Genomic DNA, 16475 nt, shown 5'->3' with positions numbered 1-16475 from the left:
CTCTCAGATAAATCGAATCCCGCGGGACTCGTATACCGACCGGCCGGAGGCCTCGGGATTAAGGACCATCAACTGTGCGGCATCGAATGTCGCCATCAAGGGATCAATCTTCGCTGTGCCGCTCGCCTGCTTGGTGATCAAGATGCCGTTAGCGCGCAGCTCGATACGAGCATTACCAACAGCCCAAGCCATCAGCGCCTGATCGCCATGCAAGAAGGAGCCTTCGGCAAGCTTGCGCTCCACCGTCTTGATGATTCCTCCCAGCTTCCAACCCTGAGACACTCCGACGATCAATTCCTCGGGGATTTCGGCCTCCACAAGCGCGTCGTTGAAGGTCACGCCGTTTTGGTCGGCACCGATGCCACATTTCTCGGGGAACAGGCCCGCGTCATACACCTGGCGGATGAGGGTCGCCAGTTCTGCGGTGTCATCGCCGATCTGCTTGACTATGACCAGCTCGCCAGCCCGTTCGAAATCACGCAATCTGGGCTCAATCTCTTTGCGGCGCTCCAGAACAGACGGGTGCGCCCAGGCTCGCGCCCAGTGCAGCCAGTTTCCCGTCCCTCGCTCGCGCCCTAGAAATGCCAGGCCCAGCAGGTCATCCAGACCGCCGCCGTCGATACCGGCCGTGACCACTTCGGAACGCTCCATCAGCGCGCGAAGCGTCAGTTCCCGCTTCCCGCGATTTAGCCAGTGATCAGCACCTGCCCAGCGGTCAGAACGCAGATTCAGCCCGATTTCGACATTCAGATGCTTGGCCAGGAACTGTTGGAACGCTCCGTCCGTTCTGGCCTGCAATAGCTTGAGCTGATCCCCCAACCATTCGGCGCTGACTGAGCGGCCGAGGTGCGGATTGGTGATGTAGAAGTTCGCCGGGTCGAGATAAGCTTTTGCCTCGACCATGTCTTCCGGAAACTCGTACAGGATGCCCAGCGTCTTCGGATCGACCACCCGCCCGTCTCGCACGTCGCGCCAGTAGACGAGCTTTTCTTTGAAGACACCCGCCGGTGGCTCATCGCTTTGCGTCGTCAGGTAAATCACCCAACCTTCATCCCGCGATATCTGGCCTCCCAGCGCCTCAAGGAACATCGCCACGGCGTTTGCACGCTTGCCGAACAGCCAAAGCTCATCTACGAGGATTCGGCCCGACTTCTTCCCTGAAACTGTGTCGGTATCAGCAGCTACCACCTTCAGGCTGTTGCGCGTTACTCGGTGCGTGATCGTCCGGACGTGATCCTGAACATGAAACATCTCCGACAGTTCTTCGTCCGCGCGCACCATCGCCGCAGCCGGCTTGAAGCTGTTGTCGGCCACCTCTTTCGTGGGCGCCAGGATCAGGTGTTCCTCTTCCTGGCGCCAGCAGATGATGACCGCCGTCAGCATGATGCCGGCGGCGATAGTCGATTTCGTATTCTTCTTGCTAATGAGCAACCCATATTCACGGATCAGCTGCTTTCCCGTGTCAGCCTCATAGCCGCCAAAGATGGCGCGCACGAAGTCGAAGACCCATTCCTCGGAACATTCCCCGAACGTCTGGTTACGGTATCCGCCGATGGCTTCGTCATACACTTGCGGAAGGTCAACCACCTTCAATTGCTTGAAGATTCCCAGCGCGTACTCGGCCTGGTCGGGGAAGATAGGCGGCGGAATTATCGACTTGCGCGCCCGCAGGCGGTCCGCCCAGTCTGGGCATGCGGTTGTCCAGGCCATGACTTAGCCTTTCCCGACAACACGCAGATGCGTGGGCGGAGGCGGAGGATTGAATCGACCGCCAGCAGCCACCTTAGTAGCTGCGGCCTTTTGCGCGTCCTTCTTGCCCTGATCGGCAATCTTCCCGTGCGTGAACGGCATGAGGGCCTTGGCAGCCTCCAGGCGAAGCTTCGGCTCCTCGTTCGCATCGTTCATGATGGCCACCAACACCGTCCGCGGATCCGAGGTGAGCCCGAGGGCCTTCAGGCCGATTCCACCCAGCGGGATCTCGCCGGCGACTTTCGGCGGCGTCTCTTCCGTAGGAGGTATCTGCTCGGCCGGTGCCTCTTCCTTGGCCTTTTTGTTAACCGCCTTTTTGTTAACCGCTTTGTTAACTTCGGCGATGCGCCCCAGGGCAGCCAGAACATGCTTGTCGCGCATCAATCGGGCGGCTGCTTGGGCCGCCCCGTTTTCGCTGTAGCCCGCATGGATAGCGGCTTTCGCACCGGATAGACCCGACAGCAGCGCATCGACGAAACGGCGCTTTTTGTCGGTTAATGCCATAGCTTGTGGTTAACAAAAGAGGGTTAACAATTTTCCAAAAGGGAGAAATTTTCCGTGCGTGAGGGAACAGGTGGTTTCCGGAAGGCGAGCCCGCCAGACTTTCACCCGCCCCCCCCTTCAGTCGTGGTCCAACAGGCCCGCGCACAGGCCGACCAGGGCGCGATCCCACAGGCACGAGGTCCGCACCACCACCGTGACAGCGCAGCGCGCTACGGCCTTCTGATGGCGCGAACGGACAGCCCGCGCCTGATCCATCGCTCCACTTTGCCCCAATGCGGCGTTGCGCCAGTCATGCGGGCAACGAAAGCCCCGCCAGAGAGATACCAACGCACCCACCACGCGATATGAATGGAAACCGTGACTGTCTGTTGCACCATCACTCTCTGCCCCTGTAGCCCATGTCCCGCCGCGTCTTGGCGTCATGGCATCCGGTCTTCCGCCCGTTCACATCGCGTGACACGCACAGAATCTGCGTGTTCGCGTCGGTGTCTTCGCCGCCGTCGAACAGGCTTACCTTGTGGTCCAGTTCAAATCCATACGGGTAGATGGTCAGCGTCCGGCAATGCGCACAGTGCGGGTCAATAGACCAGACGCGCACCCGACGCTCTTGCAGCTTGCGCCCCGTCATACGCTTCGCGCTCGGCGTGGGGGCAGCTGCCAGCCTTGATCCAGCCATCGCAATGCGCGGCTTGAGTGTCTTGAGCTTCATGCTGGGATCGCCTCGCCACGACGAAACGCGGTATAGGTTCGAACCAAACCGCCAATAGCATCCACACGGTTGATGTACTGAGCCATGCAGCGCGCTCGGCATTCACGCCTGACGCCAGGTGCCAACCGATTCAGGCCGGACACCTTGTGTCGGTACATCAGGTCGCACTCCTTCAACAGCTGGCGGGCCGCTGCACACAGCGCCGGATCTGCGCCCGCACGCTCCGCTTTGCGGATATCCCGACGCACAACCGCCTCAAAGTCTCGCCTACACATGATTCGTACCCCTGAATATTCCTGCCGGGTGCTACCTACTGCACACAGCCCGGCGGCGATGACCGAATCCCCGCGCGCCATGCCCAGCGCGCGGCCCTCAGTAGCGAGAGGGTATGAGAATGGTTGCAGCGGCAGGGAGCGAGCATGCGAGCTCCGGGGCATGAACCCGGCGCGCTAAGACTGCGCGACGCCGCGAAAGCGAAAAGCCCCGACCGGATTTCCGTATCGGGGCTTGGGTTTAATTAACATACTTATTCTTTATACCTATAATGTCGCCGGCCAGTTTTTAGGCATTAACCATGATCGTCATAGGAACTAAAGACCCTAGCAAGCTGTGGCACAGCATCTGCTGTGCTGCCGGTGAGCGCCGCTTAGAATGTTGGGAAAAGCTCCCTGATGGGCGACTCGCGCTGTTTCAGTGGCCTACCAGGCACACCAAGATATTCTTGCTGGCAAGTGCCAACGAAGCACGACAACGACTAACTATGGTCGAGTTTGATGGCGACGTTGCACCCTCGGCCGACGAGCAAGTCCAAGCTCAACACGAGTTGGCAAGTCAGCTCCAGGATCTGTTTTCGATCGAAATCGACACTTGTGTGGTCACGGTGGCGACGACAAACAGTGTCGGCTAAACGTCAGCTTGGTCTAACCCTATAGAAACTGGAGGGGGCTGCGGGGATCGAACCCGCGTAGGCGGCTTGGAAGGCCGCAGCCTGACCACTCGGCCAAGCCCGCTGGTTGCGCGGCTGGGATTCGAACCCAGGGCCTCCCCAGTATTGGGCGCGCGCCCCACTGGAAAGACTGTAGCGGCGTCACCCTTTGACCGGCCTTTCGGCAACTCTCAGGCACCGCGCAAAAACGAAAAACCCGCCAGCGTTCGCTTGGCGGGTTTGTCTTTTCTAGCACCAGCCGAAATCTTACCGTCCGGCCTTGGCGTGACGATCCAAACGAAGTACGGCCGTTTCCACCCGCGACGCCGCGACACTCACCTCGATAACTTTCGTCGTGCCCATTTTCCGGTCAGTGATATGCACGATCGCGCCGGATTCCATTGGCGCAGCGGCATCCAGCTCCTTCAATTGAGTCATGCGGCGATACAGCGTCCAAAGCGGGACATCGATTCCAAGCTTAGAAAGCTCCTGTCTAACTGTCGGCCCCTTTTGGTACTCGTGAGACCGAATGACACGATCCATCACTTTCCTATCCTTAGCTGAAAACTCGGAATACAACTGCCGGTGCGCCATATCTCTGGACCCCTTCCGCGTGACTTTCGCCAAGTGTAGCGAGAGTACGCCCGGGCTTCATTTAACAGGCCGAGAAGTGCAAAACCCGCCGGCTTTCGCGTGGCGGGTTTGTCTGGACGCAGTAATACACCGTATCCGTTAGAGGCCTATTCTGCGGGACTTTTCCGCAGAGGTCAACCGGAATCCTGAAATCAACCTCTGCCGATGAGCATGCCACCAGCTTGCAGACGTTCTAGTAGCGCTCGATGAGCTTGCTGGTGAATGCCGGGCTTGGCCTCTTCGTCTCCCTTGGCCGGGTAGCCGAACAACCAGCGCTTTAGCTTCGCGTTATGAGCTTCGGCTGTCCGCTCACTTACCTCGTAGCGTTCAGCCAGCTTCGACAGCGAAACCTCTGCGCCGAGTAGGCGTTGAATCAGCGCCGACCGGAGACGCCCGTTCGACACGCAACCCGAGAGCGCGCCTGCGACCGCAGCGGATACCACCTGGCTCATTGCGTCCTGCCATTCCGGATTTATCTTCCAGCCAGAGCAGCAAGACACTCGGCACTCGCAGAGAATCTGAGACGGGGCCGCCGCCGCGATCAGGACAGCGCGGTGAAGCGGTGCCAACTGGTCCAATTCGGCGCGGATCATGCCTGCTTGGCCTGCGCCATCAACCCCGCTGAGGCCCTTTCCTTCTCCCGCGGACGGCCCGGCCGCCACGCGGTTCATCAACGGACGGTCATACTGCTGCATACGGAAATTGAAGGCGAACGTCAGCGCCGCGTGGAGGTTCTTGAACAGCGGTTCCTCATCGCCGGACGTATGCCGCATAGCCGCCGGGCTCGTAAGTGTCATGGTAGTCATCAGATAATCCCCGGGGAGTAAGTCACTTTCGCGGGCAGCATTTCCCGCATCCATTGCATTGCTGCTTCCCATGCGAAGGTGACGGTATGCCGCCCCCGGACAGGAAAGGTTCTTGGGTTGACGTGGTGGGCATCGACCATCACCGATTCGCCACGCGCCCCCGTTTGTCTGTAGACCAGCACCGGTACGCCCTGCTCGCCAGCCTGCTGCTGCGCCTGGCGCCACCACGCGGGCAAGCAAAGCGTGTTGGCGTGCTTGCATTCGATGACTATGTGCGCGAAAGCGGGATCATCGGCAACCACATCGCTATCGTCTGCGGCGTTGCGCACGCGCCGACGCCACACCTTCCCGGTTGCCTCGGTCAGCATGTTGGCAACCTTGCGCTCATACGACGCCCCCTTGTTGCGTGCCATTGCGCCGCTCATGACTGCGCCCCGTGCCCTGCGCCCAGGCGCAATGCATTCCGCGCCATTGCCACGATTCCCGGCGAGTACCGCTTGCCCTTGGGGTTCTCGGTTTCGGCAATCACCCGCTTCCAACCGCGCATCGGATCACGGCCAGACTGATTCATGATTCCAGTCGCACCGATCTTGCGCATTTGCTCTTCGGCTTGGGCGCGGGTCTGCGCGGTAGCGGGCGGCGCTGGCAATGCCTTAACGATTGCGGGAATGGGCTTCCACTCACCACGGGCCAACACCTCATTCAGAGACCGCTCCCAGCGGGCCTTCATCGTCATGTAGGGGCAGTGCTGGAGATCGTGCGCCCCCACTTCCACTGCTGCCCAGAAAATGGCAGGGTGCGGCCACGTGCCTTGCTCGCCGTTGTGGCGCGCCGCCATTCCCGCGACAGCCGTGTAAAACGCCACCTCTGGTTCCAGCGCGGGGCGGCACGCGCGAATGAATTCACCCACGGCAGGCGGCCAGTCCGGGAACATGCGGCGGCAGGCCCGCAACCCATCCGCAACCTCATGCGGCGTGACGTGATCATCGTGCAACGCCTCGGCCCACGCGGTCTTCCAGTTCTCGATGCTGTCCATGTCCGGGAAGTCCTTGAGCCAGCGCCCCCCATACGTCCCAGAGAGGCGGTTCCAAAGGTGATCGATTGCCGAAATGCCTTCGAGCTTCGTGCGAGGCAGCAGCCACGCGTTGACGGCCTGCTCAGCCGTCGATTGTGCGACCGTCGTCATAGTCGTTGCCTCCTTGGGCGCGATTTCGATTCACGTATTGCGTGGGGTTGAACTTGCCGCCCCGGCCGGATGGTCCGGTGACTTGCCCACCTGGGGCGAACAGCCCTTGCCAGCTTTTGCCGATGGCATGGGCAATGACCGCTTCCGGCGTGTGGCCCTGCTGCCGGAACCCGGCCAGGTCTTTCACCTGCTGCTTGGCAGCCTCTTCGGTCAACGGCTTTCGGATCTGCACCCGGTGACGCACCCAGCGCCCCCACAGTTCCGCATCAAGCCAGTCCGGCAATTCCAAGGTCATCGGGTCAAACCCCGGCAAGCGCTTGCGCGCGCCTTTGGGTTTATTGATGGTTCCTTGATGGTTCAATGACGGATCGGGTGCAGCACGTTCACCCCGTGACGTCGTCAGATTCACCCCGTGGCGTCGTGAGCTGCACCCCGTCGTGTCGTCAGATGCACCCCGTTCGTCACGGGGTGCAGCAGATTCACCCCGTGATTGACCTTCAAAATGTTCCACGCGGGGCGCAGCTGGTGCACCCCGTGAAAGATCCATGTCGTAGCAAACAGGCCGCTGATCCGCGCGACGGATGTAGGCCGCCACCAGATCCTGGTTGCCACGCTTGATCACCTGCATGGCCTCCAGTTCGCGGAGCTTGTTCTGCACCGTCCGCGTCGATAGGCCAGTGTCTTCCGCCAACGTCGCCACAGCGGGGAACGCGCCCTCGCCGGTGGGTCCGACGTAATTGGCCAGACAGAGCAGCACGTGACGCGCGGTCGGCTCCTTGACTATCTGCTGAGCAAGCGCCCATGTCATGCCCTGAACGCTCATGACGTCTCTCCATACAAAAGTTGATACCCGCGCTCGGCCTCTTCGGGCCATTTGCCCAGATCCATGATTCGCTGGCGCGTAAGCCGCAAGCCCGGGATGAAATAGGACAGCTTCATTTCCATCGTGGCTTTGGAGTGGTCAATGAACCAATGGCACCCGCCGCAGCCGAAGGCGATAGCCCAGTCGTGGGCCTTGATGCCCTTCCCTTTGCCGTCCCGCAGGCGGTTGGAATGGCAGGCGACCGTGGTGTCCGTGCCGCCCTGGCAGTACTTGGGCACGCGCAGCAAGCATTCCTCGCCCTTGGCAAGGTCCAGCAGCGCCGCGTTGCGATAAACGGTCTTCGGCGGCTTCTTGCCCTTCTTGCGCGCCTTCATGGAGGCGCGGGGCGGCGGCAGCGGCTCGGCGCGCATCATCGGCGCCTTGGCCTTCAACGGCGCGCCACGCTTCATCGGCGTCTTCTGCTTGAGCGGCGTTTTGCGTTGCACGGTCATGCGGCACCCCGCTGCTTTCGGACACGCGACCAGTGCGAGAACTTCCAGCCGTTCGTGTGGCGTCTGACCAGGCCGGCGCGCACGGCGTCGAACAGGAGCGACTCCACCGCAGCCGCCGCCGCGTCATCCCGGGTGGTCCGCAGCCAAGGGCTGACCGCCACCATGGCAGGCGACACCATTGCCCGCAATGCGCTGACTTGGACTTGCCGCGGAGTGTCGATGATGGCCTGGCGCACTGCCTCGACCGTCTCCGGTGGCACGCGGTAGCCCTTGAACATGTGCAGGCAATCAGCCATAGATGCCGCTCCATGCCACGAAGGGCTTGCGGATGGCCGTATGGAACAGCTCTGCTGCTGCCGCGTTGTGGTCCAACTCCGCGCGACTGGTGACCCCGCACATGTCGCGCACGTACTGCGCGGCATGCTGGCTCTGGGGCACGCCCTCGGGGACGGCGCCGATGCGGGAAACAACCCACCGCTGGAACTTCGCGCTGCTGCACATCATTGCAGCCGTGCGCGACAGCGCCGCCCCCTTCCGCCCTGCGGACGCGTCACGCGCCCGCACCGGTACACCAGACGTTCCACGGGTCAGCATTGCACCCTCGACACATTGCGAGCGCCACGGAATGCAAGGACGGCCAACTCCATGAACAGCGTGTACAGCTCGCTGCGCTCAGTGGGGTCGATCCGGCCATCTGCCATCGCCTCCAAGGTGGAAGCATTCAGGCCCCCAACCTTCGCGCCCGCCTGCATCACCTTTTGAAGGATCGCCTTCAACTCGTCCGGCCATCCACCCTCAGGAGGCGGCGGCACGTCCAGGCAGGTAAGTCCATGCTCGACAGTTGCGTAGGTCTGAGCCCAGCGATGCGCAAAATCCGCCGACGCCGCGTACTGCAACATCCACTCGGTCAGCAAGTCGGCCATCTCGAATGTCATCGACTCGCCTTCTTGCCCGTTCAGCTTGGCCCGCAGGGACTCGTAGTGAATCCGCTTGCCGCGGCGCTCCGTCAGGAACGAAGCAGCGTCCTTCACGCCCCCAGGCGTACTGCGGACATCGTTGTAGAGAACATCAAGCCAGTTGTGGGAGGGATGGCGGCTAGTCATTAGGTCTTACCTTGGAATCTGGAAATAACAGGGTTTCGCTCTTGCCGCGCTGTCCATAAGATGCGCAGCATGGAAAACAACTTTCAAACGTCCAATGGACCGATCTGCACCTTGGCGGCCATGTTGTCTGCCTCGGGTTGCTGGGGCTCGGTGTCGCCCGCGGACTCTGGCGGGACGTTGAAGAACCAGACACCCTCTTCCCGCTTGAGTGGATGGGATGCGAGTCGGGCACCGAAGGTCACAGGGCCGGTGTTACGCATGGTCTGGGCCCTCCATGGGCAACTGGTCATCGCCATCGTCCTTCCGCTCAGGCGAATAGGTTTGCCCGACAAGTTCCGGCCATATCTCCTGCCAATCCTCTGGGCGCAAATCCTGGCGGCGCATCTTCCAGCCAGAGGCCAATTCCAACCCAACGCAGTTGGTGGGCGATGGGCGCCGCCCCCTAAATCGAATGCGCCACTGGCGTATCTGCGCATCGTTTTTGACGACATAACCCAGTTCAGCCATGCGCGCACGCAGTTGCGACACGCTGAGGGAACCAGGTGAAGACAGGTATGAGTTCAGATTCATCCACGCATACTAGTAGCGTTTGCTACGTTAATCAAGTAGCAAACGCTCCCGTAGCACATGCTACTTTTCCGCGCATGAATGAGGTTGAACTAAACGAGTTCCGGATCGCCCGCCTTTTGGCTGCCGTGAACCACGTGTCCCAAGGGAACAGGACCGACTTTGGACGCCGGCTCGGCTACAAGGACGGAGCTTTCGTTCGCCAAATGATCGCCGGCATTCGGCCGATCACTGAAAAGACCGTATGGGCAATCGAAGCCATGCCCGGCATGAAAGGCTGGTTTGATACCGAAGACGTTGCGGTTGCGCCTGTGGAGTCCCGACGAGGGGGCGAGTGGCCCTTCCGCTCGATTCTGGAGGCTGATATTCGTGCACTGCCAGCTACTCAGCTGAGCGAGCTTGAGGGCGCCATAGCCCTAGCCGTCGCGCAACTGAAGCTTGGGATCAACGTTTTGCCGCCGACACCTGGCACGCAGCCTTCGAGCGTCGCGGCCATTCGAGAACACGAGCCAGGCGGCCTTGTTGACATGGACCACGCGGACGATGCGTTCCCCATGCGCACCAAGGGCCGGACCCCTGCCCCATGGGAGGGCGGCAAAACCCAACCCGAGGCGGAGCGTGATCCAACGATCCGCCTCAGCAGTCAGACGGGCGTCGTTGGCAACGTCGGTGCTGGCGAACCGCCTGCCGCCAACGACAAATTCGAGAAAGTGCCCGAATTGGCGGACGTGCGACTGGCGGCGGGCGATCCGATCGAAAACCATGCCGAAGAGCAAACGGGAATGATTCAGTTCCGACGCTCTTTCCTGAAGGTTGTCGGTGCGGACAATGGCAAAGCGCGGGTGGTGTATGCCAAAGGCGACAGCATGGAGCCCGTCATCCGCGACGGCGCCGCCTTGCTCGTCGTGCCGAACGAAAGCCTCACGCTACGTGACCTAGCCGCTGGCGGCGTCTATGCCATCAATTACGACGGCCGGATGATTGTGAAGACGGTAGTGCGCGACAAATTGACAAAGCGCTGGGTGGCGCGGTCATTCAATTCGAACTACCCCGACATCCCATTGGAAAATGGCGTGCCTGTGCGGGTGCTAGGGCAAGTGGTCTGGGCAGGCTCGCGACTGCGCGACAATGTCGCGGGCCAGTGGACACGGGTGTAGCTTTTAGTCTGGCAAGGCGTCCCAAAGGGCAGCATCACTGAGAAAGATCACTTTGGTGCCATGCTTGGCACATGTGATTTCCACCTGGGATTCAGAATCAATGAACAGGTCACACGCGCGCAGGCCGAGCCACATTGCCACGTAGCGATGTGAGCCGTATTTTTTCCCTTTCACGGCCGCCTCAACGCCTCCTCGCCACGGCAGCGCGACAAGTTCCCCGCCTTGGGCACACTTGGCCAGCTCAGGCTGCTCCCGCGCCACCTCCCTACCCCGCTCCCAACAAGCGATTAACCCCCCGTCCTCGCCGTTCCATAATTGGTCAGTGGTGAGGCCGACTCTGGGGGGTACAGTCAACTGTCGCTCAACGATCATTGCTATTGCTCCTCGTTCATCATTGCAGCGAAGTCGCTTTCGCCAAGAATTCTCAAATCGAAACCCTGGGCTATTAGGGATTCGGCCTTCAAGTGCTTGGAGCTCTTCTCTTTACCGGCCAGCTTCGAGATATCTTGATCCCCAACGACCAGAATCGTTGTGTTCTTCGTCACGCTGTTGGCAACAGTGCACCCGGCTTCGGCGGCTACACGCGCCGCCTGGGCCCGAGGCAGCGCCAGCTCGCCCGTGAACACAACGACTTCGCCGGAAAACCGGCCATCAACATTTCCCTCTTGCGCGATAGGCGCCGCCGAGCTGCCGTCAGCGCCGGGCAACCCTAGCGCAACTCGCTTTAGCCACCAGTCAAGCGTCTCCCCGCTTTCTCTCACCGCTCGCACCACGATCAGGCCGGCGACAGTGGCGTCCTCTAAGGCGTCGTGGTGCTGGAACTGAATATCAAGCATGCGCGCCACGTTAGCAAGGCCATATCCCTTCCGCGCAACAGCGGGCCAGGCTCTCCTTGCAACTCTTGCAGAATCCAGCCAAATGCAGGGAGCAAGGGCCTCGCCATTCGCCGCGAATGCTCGGACAAGAGCGGTTCGATCAAAGCCTGTATGAGCTACGACAACGTTTCCAGCAAGACGGCGTTGTAGTTCCTGCGTCACCCCGCGAAACGTCGGAGCGCCGGCAATTGTCGCCGCATCAATTCCATGTACCGAGACATTGATCGGGTCGAAATAATCATTGGGATCAACTAGCGTTGACCACCGCTCCACAATCTCGCCCCGGCGGAAAACCGATAAGCCAATCTGGCAAATGCTCGCCATGTTTGGGTTGGCGGTTTCAACATCAATAGACACGAAGCTCGGCATAGGCCCTGCCCTCGGCGTAACAAAGTCATTCCTGATCGTACAACAAGCACAGTCCGCTGTTACAAAACAGCGTAGCATTTGCTATTGTTCGAAACAGTAGCGTTTGCTACTATCAATCCACTGAATGACCGCTCTTTAACAACCGAGGCCGCCCGCCCCCACCGGGGAAGGGCGAAACAGGACAACCAGGCGCCAGCGCGCCCACGGACCCTGTGTGCTTGGCCCTCGCGGCCAGGCAACGCCCAGCCGGGCGTGGCGACGATAACCCCGGCCTCTTTCCGATTCCGCTGAAAAGCGGGTTTCGGCCAGCGCCGCGTGCGGCGCTTACCGAAGCCCTCCCACCCCAGCGCATGCCCGCGCAAAGGAATCTCATGGAACTGAAAGTCACTATCGACCTGGAAGCAGCACTGGCCCAGGCACTCGCCCCCGAAAAGCTCCAGCCCATTTTGGACAAGCACATCATTGGAGCCATCACCAGCGCCATTGATGACGCCACAGGCTATCGCAGCACTTTCCGCACAGCACTGAAGGAGCAACTTGCTGGCGCAATGCCGCACGGCATCGAGATAGCCGATGTCGCGAAGTTCCAGCATGTCTTGAACGATGTGTTGCGCAATGCGGTTCACGGCCAGAACGCAGCCTCCCTAAACACCGCACTGGAGAAAGCTGCCGCGAGCGTAATGCCCGACATGCCGGCCACGGTGAAGCTTTCCCAACTGATGGGGGATGCGCGACACGGCTTGCATGTCGAAGAACGCGAAGCGTTCTACGCGCTATTTGAGCAAGAGTACGGCTTTTCGCACCTCTACCTTGACCGCGAGACGAACAAGGGGAGCCGCTACGGAAGCGGAACCGGGGAGACCAAGAAGTACACCGCAGACTACCGGCTTGATTTCGACAAGGACGGCCGCTGCTATTCGATGAGGCTCGATGGCAAGCAAATTACACCGGGATCGCTTCCCAATGCCGTCGGCGGCTTCGAGGCAACTCTGCTCGCCCTCTACGTGGGTCGCACGCGCCTCGAATTCGACATGGATCCGGATGACGTGGAATCGGCCGCTTCCGAGCAGTACGACGACTGACAGCCCCGGCTCATGCCCCGCGTGCGGGGTATCGGCAGGCGCTGTTGCCTGAACACCATCCCATCAATCCAGGGAGCTATGCCATGCTCGAAGCACTCGTACGCTTCATTGAAGAACTCATCGACATTCTCAATTTTGGCAATTCGATCGCCAAATAGCCCAATGCTGACATCTAAGGGGCCATGTAGAGCGTCGTCAGCTGGGGTTCCGCCGCACGCACGTTAATTTCCGTCCTCGCATAAGGAGCTGCGAGACGAATTTGTCTTCCGCTCCCCAGAACGGATTGGTGGATCGCGTTTATCGGAGGGGATCCAGGCGATCCATCCCAAATCAGCAAGTGAAGACTGAGGTACACCGGGCTTCTATGACCATTTCGAACGGTGGTCCCCTCATGGCCGAAATGCATATTCGGCTGCGCGTCAAGAGAGCCATACTCAGACGCTATATCCACATGTAGAAGTTCCAGCGATCCGCGGTCAGGATTCTCCAACCAAACGACCTGATGCGATTGCTGCGGCCCAGTAGGTCCTGGGGCCTCGACCACGATGGAGAATTCCCTATATTCACCGGTGTTAGTTACTCGCCGAGCAAGCGTAGCCCGAATGCATTGCCCACGCCATGCATTCAAAAGAAACATAACCCGCTTATCGTGAAATAACTGGACCCCGTTGATCGGATCTTGTCGGCACCAACCGGGCAGCAGGTCGCCTACTGGAGTAGTGCCTAGATTGCACTCTGTTCGTGCGTTTCTGACCACGGACATGACCTCCCCTCCCGTTGAAACACAACTGGAAGCCTGCGCTAGCGACTCTCGCAACTAAGAGTGCCCGCCAAGGTTATCGGAGCGGTATGCCGGCTGCAATTTATCCAAAAGGATGACTCGGCCTAGATCCGTCGTAATGCCATGGTTCCCCAAGACGGAGCCACTTTAAATCTCGATCCCTAGCCGCGCACCTCTGCGCAGATTCCCATGACCTTGTTTGAAACCCTCCCCTGGAGCCTGGGCCTGCTCGCGTTCGCGCGGCTGGTGCTGGCGCCCCTCGGTGACCACCTCTCTCGCCGCCACGTCGCGGCCGATCCCTGGAGCCCCACATGAACACCATCAGCGCAAGCGCGCCCCCGGTGCGCATCCGCCCCCTGCAAGCCATCGCGAAGGCCGGCAGCAAGCTGGGCAACCTGATCGCGCCACGCGACCACGCCGGCCGCGGCAACTGGAGCAAGGACGCGGATATCCCGTGGCGGGCATGGCCTGGCGGTCTCGCCTTCGCAGCGTTCATCCTCTGCGGCCCTCAGTTCCTCGGCTGGCTGATCCGCTTCATCATATGACCGGCATCGACTTCATGGTGCGCGACCGCAGCGGTTGGCTCCCACCCGTTCCGCTGCCGCGCCGCCGCCTTCGTTGGGCTGACCCGAAGGCAGAGGCGATCAAGCCTGAAGAGATCCACTTTATCCGCAGTGCTCGAGGCAGACTCAGCACCTACGAACTGGCCGACTGCTACGGCGTATCGCCGCAGGCCATCGGCAACATCCGGGCCGATCGGTATCGCTGTCCAGCTAGGAGCTATACGCTGCGTCGAACATGTCCTTTAGGTCTTTGAGATTCTTATGGCGATCGGCAAGCCCAGACTCCAACTCCTTGTAGGCGCCGCGACGATCCTTGTCCGCCAAAGTTCGAGTTATCTCGCCAAAAAAATCTTGCGCCTCCTCCCTAAGCGCAAAGGCGGCGCTGATTCGTTCACTCGAACCCAGGTCATAGATCGGTAGCGAGTCGAAAGCTGCAATTGCAGCCATAGCAGCGGGCTTCAGGAAAGACTCCCAAGATCGTGAAAGGGTGTCGGGATCACGATTGCCCACGAATGTAGCAATAGACGCCATCTCGTTGACCAGATGCTGTACGACTGATCGATATCCCTGCTCCTTTCTCGTCCGTTCCCGGTCTTCACGATGTAGGTCGTCCCGCCTCGCTGTAGCAGCCTGAATGCTCCCCAACTGGAAAGCGCTGACGATGGCAGCAATGGATCCGATCGCCTGAACCCATCCAGCCCAATCTGCCCAGGATGGGGTACTTACGGGAATATTTATAGCAAACAAGACCAGGAACAGCGCTGCCACCATGACTGATATCGCCATTCCGCAAGAAAACTCCCACTTCTGCATGACCCGCCACTCCCATTGATCTTAGTGGCGGCATCGTATCCCACCTCCTCCTAGGTGTCAGCCGCTCAGGCCGCCCTCTCCTTTCACTGGAGCTTTCACAAATGTGGTTCAAGAACCTGAAGATTTACCGCCTGTCCGCCTCCTGGCCGTTGCACGGCGATGACCTGGAGGCCGCACTGGCGCGCCAGGCATTCCATCCTGGCAACAACCTGGAAATGCAGTCCATCGGCTGGGTCCCGCCCCGCGAGAACGGCGGCCTCGCCCACGTTGTCGGCGATCAGATCCTGCTGACCCTGCGCGCCGAAAAGAAGCTTCTCCCTGGCACGGTCATCAACCAGGTGGCGAAGTTCCGCGCGCAGGAAATCGAAGAGCAGCAAGGCTACAAGCCGGGCCGCAAGCAGATGAAGGAAATCAAGGAGCGCGTGACGGACGAACTCTTGCCCCGCGCCTTCAGCGTCTACCGCGATACCCGCGTGTGGATTGACCCGCTCAATCGCTGGCTGGTGATCGACGCGGCAACCTCCAGCAAGGCCGATGAGGTGATCGGCATCCTGGCGAAGTGCATTGACCCGTTCCCGCTGGAAAACCTCTATGTCGTCCAGTCGCCCGCGTCCGCCATGACCAGCTGGCTGGCCGAGGACGAGGCCCCGGCCAACTTCAGCATCGACCAGGACACTGAACTGCGGTCCTCCGGCGAAAGCGGCGCGGCCATCCGCTACATCAAGCATTCCATCGACGCCGACGACGTACGCCGCCACATACAGACAGGCAAGCAATGCGCCCGTCTAGCCGTGACCTGGGCCGACCGCATTTCCTTCGTCCTCACCGAAGGGCTGGATATCAAGCGCGTGTCGCCCCTGGACGTACTGAAGGAAGGCAACGAAGGAGTGGCTGCCAACGATGACGAGAAATTCGATTCGGACATGCTGCTCATGACCGGCGCGCTCGCCAAGATGATGGCCGAATTGGTGGACGCCTTGGGCGGCGAAAAGCGTATTTAGGCCAGGTTATCCACGCCAATCGCCTGCGCAATCATGCGGCGCTGATGTTCGCGGAACTCGGCCAACTCTTCGGGAGATTCAGCCCCGAGTTCCAGCAGGAAATCTTGCACATCAACGCCCTTCGCACTTGCCTGAAGCCGCGCAATTCTCCAGGCCTCCAGGCCCCGCGCCTCTTCAAGGCTACTGCCTACCGCTTCAGCCGCCGCCTGCGATACGGCTGCCATGGCGTTCTTGCATTGCACATTCTCGGCTGAAAAGCGCGCGTGCCCGCGCCGAATTGCCGCCTCGTAACGTTCCTTCATTCCAGCCATGTGGGGCTCCTTTTGAGTCGGCCCATA

At 60.4% G+C, this 16475-nt stretch carries 24 protein-coding genes and 1 tRNA gene; 6 read left to right on the top strand and 19 right to left on the bottom strand.

All coding sequences use genetic code 11. The features are described 5' to 3' along the window. Positions 1–3: 3 nt before the first annotated feature. The 4 genes from IB257_RS30175 to IB257_RS30160 all read right to left on the bottom strand — a co-directional run bounded on the left by IB257_RS30175 (position 4) and on the right by IB257_RS30160 (position 2962). Positions 4–1710 carry a terminase large subunit gene (locus tag IB257_RS30175; RefSeq protein ID WP_192493263.1) on the bottom strand — a complete coding sequence of 569 codons (1707 nt, stop codon included), beginning with the start codon at positions 1708–1710 and terminating at the stop codon, positions 4–6. Between the two features lie 3 nt (positions 1711–1713). Further along, positions 1714–2253 carry a terminase small subunit gene (locus tag IB257_RS30170; protein ID WP_192493262.1) on the bottom strand — a complete coding sequence of 180 codons (540 nt, stop codon included), beginning with the start codon at positions 2251–2253 and terminating at the stop codon, positions 1714–1716. A 117-nt stretch (positions 2254–2370) separates the two neighbouring features. After that, positions 2371–2508, bottom strand: a complete 138-nt coding sequence (locus IB257_RS30165) for a hypothetical protein (protein WP_192493261.1) — start codon at positions 2506–2508, stop codon at positions 2371–2373. Between the two features lie 121 nt (positions 2509–2629). Further along, positions 2630–2962, bottom strand: a complete 333-nt coding sequence (locus tag IB257_RS30160) for an HNH endonuclease signature motif containing protein (RefSeq protein ID WP_192493260.1) — start codon at positions 2960–2962, stop codon at positions 2630–2632. 574 nt (positions 2963–3536) lie between these two features. Between IB257_RS30160 and IB257_RS30155 the strand changes: the two genes are divergently transcribed. Further along, positions 3537–3869 carry a hypothetical protein gene (locus IB257_RS30155; protein WP_192493259.1) on the top strand — a complete coding sequence of 111 codons (333 nt, stop codon included), beginning with the start codon at positions 3537–3539 and terminating at the stop codon, positions 3867–3869. Positions 3870–3972: 103 nt separating this feature from the next. Here the strand turns inward: IB257_RS30155 and IB257_RS30150 are convergent. The 11 genes from IB257_RS30150 to IB257_RS30100 all read right to left on the bottom strand — a co-directional run bounded on the left by IB257_RS30150 (position 3973) and on the right by IB257_RS30100 (position 9499). Further along, a tRNA-Ser gene (locus IB257_RS30150) sits at positions 3973–4092 on the bottom strand. Between the two features lie 62 nt (positions 4093–4154). After that, positions 4155–4430, bottom strand: coding sequence for a hypothetical protein (locus IB257_RS30145; RefSeq protein ID WP_192493258.1), 276 nt, complete (start codon positions 4428–4430; stop codon positions 4155–4157). Positions 4431–4672: 242 nt separating this feature from the next. Next, positions 4673–5326 (bottom strand): hypothetical protein, encoded by a 654-nt coding sequence (locus tag IB257_RS30140; protein ID WP_192493257.1) that lies wholly within the window; start codon positions 5324–5326, stop codon positions 4673–4675. After that, the gene (locus IB257_RS30135; RefSeq protein ID WP_192493256.1) at positions 5326–5739 is read right to left on the bottom strand and encodes a hypothetical protein; all 414 of its coding nucleotides are present in this window, start codon (positions 5737–5739) and stop codon (positions 5326–5328) included. The genes IB257_RS30140 and IB257_RS30135 overlap by 1 nt, the downstream gene beginning before the upstream one ends. Before the next feature lie 8 nt (positions 5740–5747). Continuing rightward, entirely contained in the window at positions 5748–6512 is a 765-nt protein-coding gene (locus tag IB257_RS30130; protein ID WP_192493255.1) for a replication protein P, read from the bottom strand. Beyond that, a complete protein-coding gene (locus IB257_RS30125; protein WP_225589300.1) occupies positions 6484–7335 on the bottom strand; it encodes a helix-turn-helix domain-containing protein in 852 nt (283 codons plus the stop codon). Before IB257_RS30125 ends, IB257_RS30130 begins: the two co-directional genes overlap by 29 nt. After that, a complete protein-coding gene (locus tag IB257_RS30120; RefSeq protein WP_192493254.1) occupies positions 7332–7826 on the bottom strand; it encodes a nuclease domain-containing protein in 495 nt (164 codons plus the stop codon). Before IB257_RS30120 ends, IB257_RS30125 begins: the two co-directional genes overlap by 4 nt. Next, on the bottom strand, positions 7823–8122 hold the full coding sequence (locus tag IB257_RS30115) for a hypothetical protein (RefSeq protein ID WP_192493253.1): 300 nt from the start codon (positions 8120–8122) through the stop codon (positions 7823–7825). The genes IB257_RS30120 and IB257_RS30115 overlap by 4 nt, the downstream gene beginning before the upstream one ends. Next, positions 8115–8330 (bottom strand): hypothetical protein, encoded by a 216-nt coding sequence (locus IB257_RS30110; protein WP_192493252.1) that lies wholly within the window; start codon positions 8328–8330, stop codon positions 8115–8117. Before IB257_RS30110 ends, IB257_RS30115 begins: the two co-directional genes overlap by 8 nt. Before the next feature lie 83 nt (positions 8331–8413). Beyond that, positions 8414–8929 (bottom strand): phage regulatory CII family protein, encoded by a 516-nt coding sequence (locus IB257_RS30105; RefSeq protein WP_192493251.1) that lies wholly within the window; start codon positions 8927–8929, stop codon positions 8414–8416. Between the two features lie 252 nt (positions 8930–9181). Next, positions 9182–9499: a hypothetical protein gene (locus tag IB257_RS30100; protein WP_225589299.1), complete on the bottom strand. Its 318-nt coding sequence runs from the start codon at positions 9497–9499 to the stop codon at positions 9182–9184. Between the two features lie 74 nt (positions 9500–9573). On the opposite strand from IB257_RS30100, the gene IB257_RS30095 reads away from it, so the two are divergent. Further along, entirely contained in the window at positions 9574–10653 is a 1080-nt protein-coding gene (locus IB257_RS30095; protein WP_192493250.1) for a S24 family peptidase, read from the top strand. A gap of 3 nt (positions 10654–10656) precedes the next feature. On the opposite strand, the gene IB257_RS30090 is transcribed toward IB257_RS30095, so the two are convergent. Then, positions 10657–11025 carry a hypothetical protein gene (locus IB257_RS30090; protein ID WP_192493249.1) on the bottom strand — a complete coding sequence of 123 codons (369 nt, stop codon included), beginning with the start codon at positions 11023–11025 and terminating at the stop codon, positions 10657–10659. 2 nt (positions 11026–11027) lie between these two features. Continuing rightward, a complete protein-coding gene (locus IB257_RS30085; protein WP_192493248.1) occupies positions 11028–11897 on the bottom strand; it encodes an exonuclease domain-containing protein in 870 nt (289 codons plus the stop codon). A gap of 371 nt (positions 11898–12268) precedes the next feature. Between IB257_RS30085 and IB257_RS30080 the strand changes: the two genes are divergently transcribed. The 3 genes from IB257_RS30080 (at position 12269) to IB257_RS30075 (ending at position 14305) form a co-directional block, all read left to right on the top strand. Then, positions 12269–12979: a hypothetical protein gene (locus tag IB257_RS30080; protein WP_192493247.1), complete on the top strand. Its 711-nt coding sequence runs from the start codon at positions 12269–12271 to the stop codon at positions 12977–12979. A 970-nt stretch (positions 12980–13949) separates the two neighbouring features. Next, a complete protein-coding gene (locus IB257_RS31765; protein WP_255509219.1) occupies positions 13950–14075 on the top strand; it encodes a hypothetical protein in 126 nt (41 codons plus the stop codon). Continuing rightward, the gene (locus IB257_RS30075) at positions 14072–14305 is read left to right on the top strand and encodes a hypothetical protein (protein WP_192493246.1); all 234 of its coding nucleotides are present in this window, start codon (positions 14072–14074) and stop codon (positions 14303–14305) included. Before IB257_RS31765 ends, IB257_RS30075 begins: the two co-directional genes overlap by 4 nt. A 228-nt stretch (positions 14306–14533) precedes the next feature. Here the strand turns inward: IB257_RS30075 and IB257_RS30070 are convergent, their stop codons facing one another. Then, complete coding sequence (locus IB257_RS30070) at positions 14534–15136, bottom strand: hypothetical protein (protein ID WP_192493245.1); 603 nt, start codon at positions 15134–15136, stop codon at positions 14534–14536. A 101-nt stretch (positions 15137–15237) separates the two neighbouring features. Between IB257_RS30070 and IB257_RS30065 the strand changes: the two genes are divergently transcribed. Continuing rightward, positions 15238–16137, top strand: coding sequence for a recombination-associated protein RdgC (locus IB257_RS30065; protein ID WP_192493244.1), 900 nt, complete (start codon positions 15238–15240; stop codon positions 16135–16137). On the opposite strand, the gene IB257_RS30060 is transcribed toward IB257_RS30065, so the two are convergent. Then, positions 16134–16448, bottom strand: a complete 315-nt coding sequence (locus tag IB257_RS30060; RefSeq protein WP_192493243.1) for a DUF6388 family protein — start codon at positions 16446–16448, stop codon at positions 16134–16136. The two genes, IB257_RS30065 and IB257_RS30060, sit on opposite strands and share 4 nt — an antisense overlap. Between the last annotated feature and the right edge of the window lie 27 nt (positions 16449–16475).

The sequence above is a fragment of the Achromobacter sp. ACM03 genome (assembly GCF_014851665.1).
Taxonomy (GTDB): Bacteria; Pseudomonadota; Gammaproteobacteria; order Burkholderiales; family Burkholderiaceae_B; genus Achromobacter; species Achromobacter aegrifaciens.
The sequence above is the reverse complement of the archived record's forward strand: the minus strand, read 5'-3'. Positions and strand labels throughout refer to the sequence as shown.